General features: G+C 67.6%; 8 protein-coding genes and 1 pseudogene. 5 read left to right on the top strand and 4 right to left on the bottom strand.

The window, feature by feature from the left end; all coding sequences use genetic code 11:
• Positions 1–50: 50 nt before the first annotated feature.
• The 3 genes from U9980_RS21160 (at position 51) to U9980_RS21150 (ending at position 1,965) form a co-directional block, all read left to right on the top strand.
• Positions 51–539, top strand: coding sequence for a hypothetical protein (locus U9980_RS21160; protein WP_322769518.1), 489 nt, complete (start codon positions 51–53; stop codon positions 537–539).
• A 326-nt stretch (positions 540–865) separates the two neighbouring features.
• A complete protein-coding gene (locus tag U9980_RS21155; RefSeq protein WP_322769517.1) occupies positions 866–1,030 on the top strand; it encodes a hypothetical protein in 165 nt (54 codons plus the stop codon).
• A gap of 77 nt (positions 1,031–1,107) precedes the next feature.
• Positions 1,108–1,965 (top strand): SAM-dependent methyltransferase, encoded by an 858-nt coding sequence (locus U9980_RS21150; RefSeq protein WP_322769516.1) that lies wholly within the window; start codon positions 1,108–1,110, stop codon positions 1,963–1,965.
• Positions 1,966–2,152: 187 nt separating this feature from the next.
• Here U9980_RS21150 and U9980_RS21145 read toward each other — a convergent pair whose 3' ends face one another.
• The 3 genes and pseudogenes from U9980_RS21145 to U9980_RS21135 form a co-directional block, all read right to left on the bottom strand.
• Positions 2,153–2,509: a hypothetical protein gene (locus tag U9980_RS21145; RefSeq protein ID WP_322769519.1), complete on the bottom strand. Its 357-nt coding sequence runs from the start codon at positions 2,507–2,509 to the stop codon at positions 2,153–2,155.
• A gap of 173 nt (positions 2,510–2,682) precedes the next feature.
• Positions 2,683–2,844: pseudogene (locus U9980_RS21140) on the bottom strand (methyltransferase, FxLD system); the annotation flags it as partial.
• A gap of 585 nt (positions 2,845–3,429) precedes the next feature.
• A complete protein-coding gene (locus U9980_RS21135; RefSeq protein ID WP_322769515.1) occupies positions 3,430–3,633 on the bottom strand; it encodes a hypothetical protein in 204 nt (67 codons plus the stop codon).
• Positions 3,634–4,132: 499 nt separating this feature from the next.
• On the opposite strand from U9980_RS21135, the gene U9980_RS21130 reads away from it, so the two are divergent.
• Together U9980_RS21130 and U9980_RS21125 are read left to right on the top strand one after the other, a co-directional pair.
• Positions 4,133–4,309, top strand: coding sequence for a hypothetical protein (locus tag U9980_RS21130; protein WP_322769514.1), 177 nt, complete (start codon positions 4,133–4,135; stop codon positions 4,307–4,309).
• A gap of 167 nt (positions 4,310–4,476) precedes the next feature.
• Positions 4,477–5,187 carry a hypothetical protein gene (locus tag U9980_RS21125; RefSeq protein ID WP_322769513.1) on the top strand — a complete coding sequence of 237 codons (711 nt, stop codon included), beginning with the start codon at positions 4,477–4,479 and terminating at the stop codon, positions 5,185–5,187.
• On the opposite strand, the gene U9980_RS21120 is transcribed toward U9980_RS21125, so the two are convergent.
• A partial coding sequence (locus tag U9980_RS21120; protein ID WP_322769512.1) for a hypothetical protein occupies positions 5,166–5,368 on the bottom strand: 203 nt, incomplete at its 5' end. The genes U9980_RS21125 and U9980_RS21120 overlap by 22 nt on opposite strands.

The following is a 5,368-nucleotide window of genomic DNA, read 5'->3' as shown; positions in this document are numbered from 1 at the left end:
GACCTGACGATCAATCGATTTCTTGACGGAAACGCGACCCAGATTACATCGTGTTCCGCGCACGGCTCGGCCTCACCATCGCCGCGCTGGCCATCGTCGACAGCCCCGGCCCGGCCCGGACCGTGATGGACAGAATCGGCGACGAAACGCTCGCCGTAGGCGACGGATACGCCGCCCGCGACATCCTCACAAGCCCGATATCCGCGGCTCTCGCCCCCAGCTTCCGGGATGGCCTGTCTCGACTCGTTTCCTCCTCCGGGCTCGGGCGCGGCGCACTACCACCCGAACTACTGGACTCCTTCAACAACGCCGTCCGCGCCGCCCTCGCACTCATCAACTCCCACCTACCGACCCCACCGGACACCACATGCAGTCGCGGCCGGAATACACGGTCCGGCTGCCGGCATCCGCCGGGCCCCACCCCTTCCGTTGACCCAGGAGTGCGCAGAATTCCCCCGGTCCGCCCGACTCGGTCCGCAGAGAATCCGAAGCAGGCCGCGTCGCCTGACCCACTTAAGACCGCGCTCGGGGGAAGATGACGTGCCAGAGAAATCTGAATGCCCCGGCACCTGTAAACCATCTACAGTACTGTACGCACGCCGGACATGCTCACTGAGACGGACCTCTAACAGGCCACCGCGTCGCCTGGATATAGCATCGAAAATCTTTTCCGGAACTCGCCAGCTCGGATGGGACCCGTTGTTGAGAGCGGCGAGCGGTTGGCATTCCAACCGGGCGGAGTCGGGCGGGATCGTCGTCCGCGCCGAGTTCCCCGGCCGGATGCTGCCCGCTCCGGCGGGTCGGCGACGACAGCCCGCCGATGCCGAGACGGAGACCCGAATCCGTGCCTGAGCCCAGGGTGCCCATGAGCCTGCCGACGAAGTTCAGCACCGACCCTGAGGCCATGGCCCGGGTGGCTGATCTGCTACGGGCGCTCGACACCTGGGACGAACACGCCACCGACCAGTTCCAGGGTGAGGGACCGGCGCTCGCCGCGGGCTCCTCCGCCGCTTTCTCGACGCCACCATGACCCCCCGACTACCTCGTCTTTCGCGTCCGGCTCGGCCTCGGCGTCGCCACGCTCGCCTGCAAAGGATTCTCACGACCATGTTCCCGAATGATTTCCTACGGCAGCTGGAGGGTACCGAGCTGTTGATCGACAAGCCGCACTCGGCGCGGATGTATGACTACTACCTGGGCGGGAAGGACAATTTTCCCGCTGACCGGGTGGCCGCGGAGGCGGTGCTGCGGGACTTTCCGCAGGCACGGACCGTGGCGGCGTGTAACCGGAAGTTCCTGCAGCGGGCGACGCGATTCCTTGCCGCGGAGGCCGGGATCCGCCAGTTCGTGGATATCGGAGCGGGCATTCCAACGTCGCCGAATTTGCATGAGGTGGCCCAGCAAGTCGCGCCGGACGCTCGGGTCGTCTACGTCGACAATGATCCGCTCGTCTTGGTGCATGCCCGGGCTCTGCTCACCTCCGGTCCGGAAGGTGCCACTGCCTACGTCGACGCGGATCTGCGTGACCCGGAGAAGATCCTCGCGTCCCTGGAGGTACTGCGGGACACCCTGGACCTGACCCGCCCGGTCGCGCTGTCCCTGGTCGCGATCCTGCACTTCGTCTCCGACACCGACGGGCCCTACGACATCGTTCGGACGCTGCTCGATGCCCTGCCCGCCGGTAGCTATTTGACGCTTACTCACGCGACCGGTGATTTCGCGCCCGAGGAGATGGAGCGGGCCGCGTCCATCTACCGGGCCCGGGGTATCTCCGCGCAGGCTCGGAGCAAGGTCGAGGTGGAGCGCTTCTTTGGCGGTCTCGACCTGGTCGATCCCGGTGTCGTTGTCGCGCATCGCTGGCGCCCGGACCCGCCGCCGACCGACCCTGCGGCGGACGAAAAGAAGAAAATCGAGCTGACGGATGTCGATGTGTCCTGCTACGCCGCCGTGGCGCGCAGACCCTGATGGCCCCCCGCGCGGCCCGCCTGGCATCGCTGGATCCGACGCAAACACTTTCAGCGGGGCGCATCTTGGTTCCCCACGTGTCCCGTCCTCGCGAACCGGGACTTTCGGGGCTGCTCGGGATCCGGGGTGGTGCCGGCCGTGTCGATCGCACCGGCTGGCAGGAGTGCCGGCAGGGCCATGGTGTGGGTCATGGGCGGAGATCCATCAGGTAGCGGGTGCCGACCCTCGGGTGATCGGCGCGTGCGGACGGGGGGCGGTAGCCGGTGGCGGTGTCCATGACCCGCAGCCCGACGAGTTGCGCGCTCAGGTGAACCTCGGGCAGAGTGAACGCCCGCATCACGTGCCGGGAGCTCCGGCTGCCGACTTCGCCGCCGAAGAGGTCGCGGAGCGTATGCCGGACCTGCTCGGTGATGAGCAGCCGGCAGCCGGGGGCGAGCTGGTCGGTGTAGGAGACCAAGGCGTCGGCATGGCCCGCTTGGACATGTTGCAGGACGCCAAAGGTGAACAGCACCTGGCGGACCGGGGCAGCAAGGGCCGCAGCCATCCCGCATGTCTGCCTGGATGGGCCCGGCGCAGCCCGCGCAGCAAGCCCACGCGGTCATGCTGGCCGTCCCCGATCCGACCAGCCAGTCTCACCGTACGCAGGGCCGACCAGCTCCGCATGAGCGCCGCATTGTACCCGCCCGCGCCCACTTCGAGACAGCGCATGCCCGCGCCCAGCTCGGCCTGCTCCAGCATCGTGGCCTGTAGCCATGGCGCGGACACCGAGCTGATCGTCGTTCCGTGCTCGTCACGTTTCGTCCGCACTGTGTCGTTCGCGTACGCCGCCTCCAGCGACATCTCGGGGGCGAACAGATGCCGCGGCACCACACGCAACACCGATTCGATCACTTTCGTCCGGACCGCTCCCGACGCGACCAGATCGTCCACAAGGCCGGCGCGCAGCTCGTCGGCGCGGGCACCCTCCACAGTCACTTCCGTCACCCGTCGGTCCTCTCGTCAGACAGCACAGCGGCATCGGCTCCCGCCGTCCGGAAAGTGATCATTCGGTTCCCTCTCCAGGTGTCGCGTCCTACACAACAGCAAGATCACATCGATGGCGTGCGCGGCGCGTCACCACGGTGCCCGACGCCAGGAGGCGAGTCATTCCGCCCACCACAAATGTTTTCTTCGGCTTCAAAGAGGTGGCTGACCTGCGAGAACAGCGGTGTCAGACCGCTTTTGTCCGGCGCGATCGCGTCGATTCGTTCGGCCTATCCTGCCGGTATTCGATCTTGATCGTCCCATCTGTCTATCGCAACGGACAGAGCACAGCCGCCTGTGGCCCTGCTCCCGCGTCCCGGCGGATGTTGCGCCCGGATCTGGGGGTGCGGGTCGAGGCCCGCCGTTATCGCGCCGACGCCGCAGAAGAGGGATGTGCACGGACGGGTCGGATCTACAGGGCGACCTCGGGCAGGTCAGCGGCTACAGCCTGGGAACGAGCTGGGCGGCGAGCGGGTGGACGGCGCCGGCGTAGAGGAGAGAGACGGTCTGTAGCAGCCCGACCAGAGGGCGGGGGCGAGCGCCGTCCGGAACGTACAGGTGCCAGCCATAGACCAGGCTGGCACCGACCGCCGGTGGGACGGAGGCGGGCAGGTGGATCCGCACGGGTTGCGCGCCGCGCAGCACGGCCAGGCAGTTGTGGCCGTGGGTGACGGCGGCGACGTGGCATCCGGGGTGGCGGGCCCGGGCTCGTGCTGCCCAGCCGAACGCGTCGGCTGCCTGGCCGTGGCTGCATCACCAGGACGTCGGCGAGCTGGACCAGATCGGCCTGGGGTGCCGCGTGTGTCACGTCAACGCGGATATGGGTATGGTCGCGAATGCCCTCGGTAGCTTGATAGTCACGGACAAGGATGACCGCCGGTCCCCGCGCGGGCTGTGTCACGACGACGGTGGCCAGGGTCGCACTGGCGAGCTCTCTAGGCACCGCAGGCACCGTCAGTCGAGGTCACCGGTGCCCGGCCGCCATCGCGAGCCGGCCGAGCGGGACCGGCGCGTCCCCCGCTGGCAGATCGGTCATATCAAGGACCGTAGAGGATTCCGCCTGATGATGGTCGGGCACGGTCTGGCGATGATGACCCCGCTGGTACACAACGGTGACAGGTAGGGCAGCGCAGGGAGGCATGCGATGTTGTTGACGGTCGTGACCCAGAACGTGGCACACGGGGGGCTGGCGAACGGGGACGGGGACCCGCAGGACCGCTGGCCCGCGCTCGCTGAACGGATCGGCCAGACCCGCCTGCGCCTGCTCCAGTTTTCCGACCGCAGCCGCCGTCGATGCCTGCGCCGCTGGGATTCAACGTAGCGGACATGTCCGTGACGCTGTGGGATGTTGAGCGTGTCCCTAGCGTTGTTGCCGACGTGTGTCTGACGTGACCCGTGCGATCGGGCGCGATTCGCGCCCGAACTCGTCGCGTCCCCTCGGCGCCTGTTGGTACCGCTGCTCTCGCTGCCTGACCCGAGGGGGGCCTTGTGCCACCGTCCCGCCGTCCGCTGACTGCCCACGCTGCTGAGATCAGCACCGCGACCGTTGAGATCAAGACTCTCACTGTCAGCGGGAAACAGGTCACCCTGGCCGTTTTCCGGCAGCTCTATGACGAGCCCCTCTACGACCTGGTGAGCTGGGAACCGCTTGGCGTGCCGTGGTGCCGCGTCAACTACCACCCGGACAAGTGCGCTGACGCCCGCGTCCGTGATCACGAGCATGTTGTCTGGCAGAAGGGTGATGAACTGCGGCGGGCCAGGATTGACCGGCCTCGTGCGGGCCTGTGGGACGTTCCGATCTTTGGCTACGACGACGAGGCCGCGGTGTGTTTGACGGCCGGCCAGGTGCCCGGTATCCGGATCGCCAGGGACAGCGATGAGCGCATGGAGAAGTACGGTTCGGGCCGTGAGTTGTACCTTGCCTTGGACATGGACGGCAGCAGCGCTGAAGTCAGGCTCGGTATCGGGGATCGGGAGCTGCGCAGCGCGATCAGATACCGGAAGAGCTTCCTCGGGCACCGCTCGATGCAGGAGATCGCCGAGGAGCGGCACGCCGCCGCTGACCCTGACCGGACGGGCTGCGTTTCGGCGCGGGCGGTCCTCGAAGCGCGGGTCCGGCAGTGCGCCTCCTGGCAGATCCAGGCAGAACAACGCTGGGAAGAGATCCAGAGCCTCGATCAGGTGTTCATCGCGGTCTGAGTCAGCTGGGCTACCGGGGCTTGGCCGGGCTTGGGTTCCGCGCGGCTGCGGACTGTGCTCGCGGTGCGAACCCGCTCCTGGCCGACCGGCCCGAGGGATTGCGGGCCGCGGCAGACTGCACCCGCGACGCCGCTCTGCCTGTCATCGGCGTCGACTGTGACGACCTCGCGCTGCTCGTCGT

Source organism: Protofrankia sp. Cr1, from assembly GCF_963555865.1.
GTDB lineage: Bacteria > Actinomycetota > Actinomycetes > Frankiales > Frankiaceae > Protofrankia.
The sequence above is the reverse complement of the archived record's forward strand: the minus strand, read 5'-3'. Positions and strand labels throughout refer to the sequence as shown.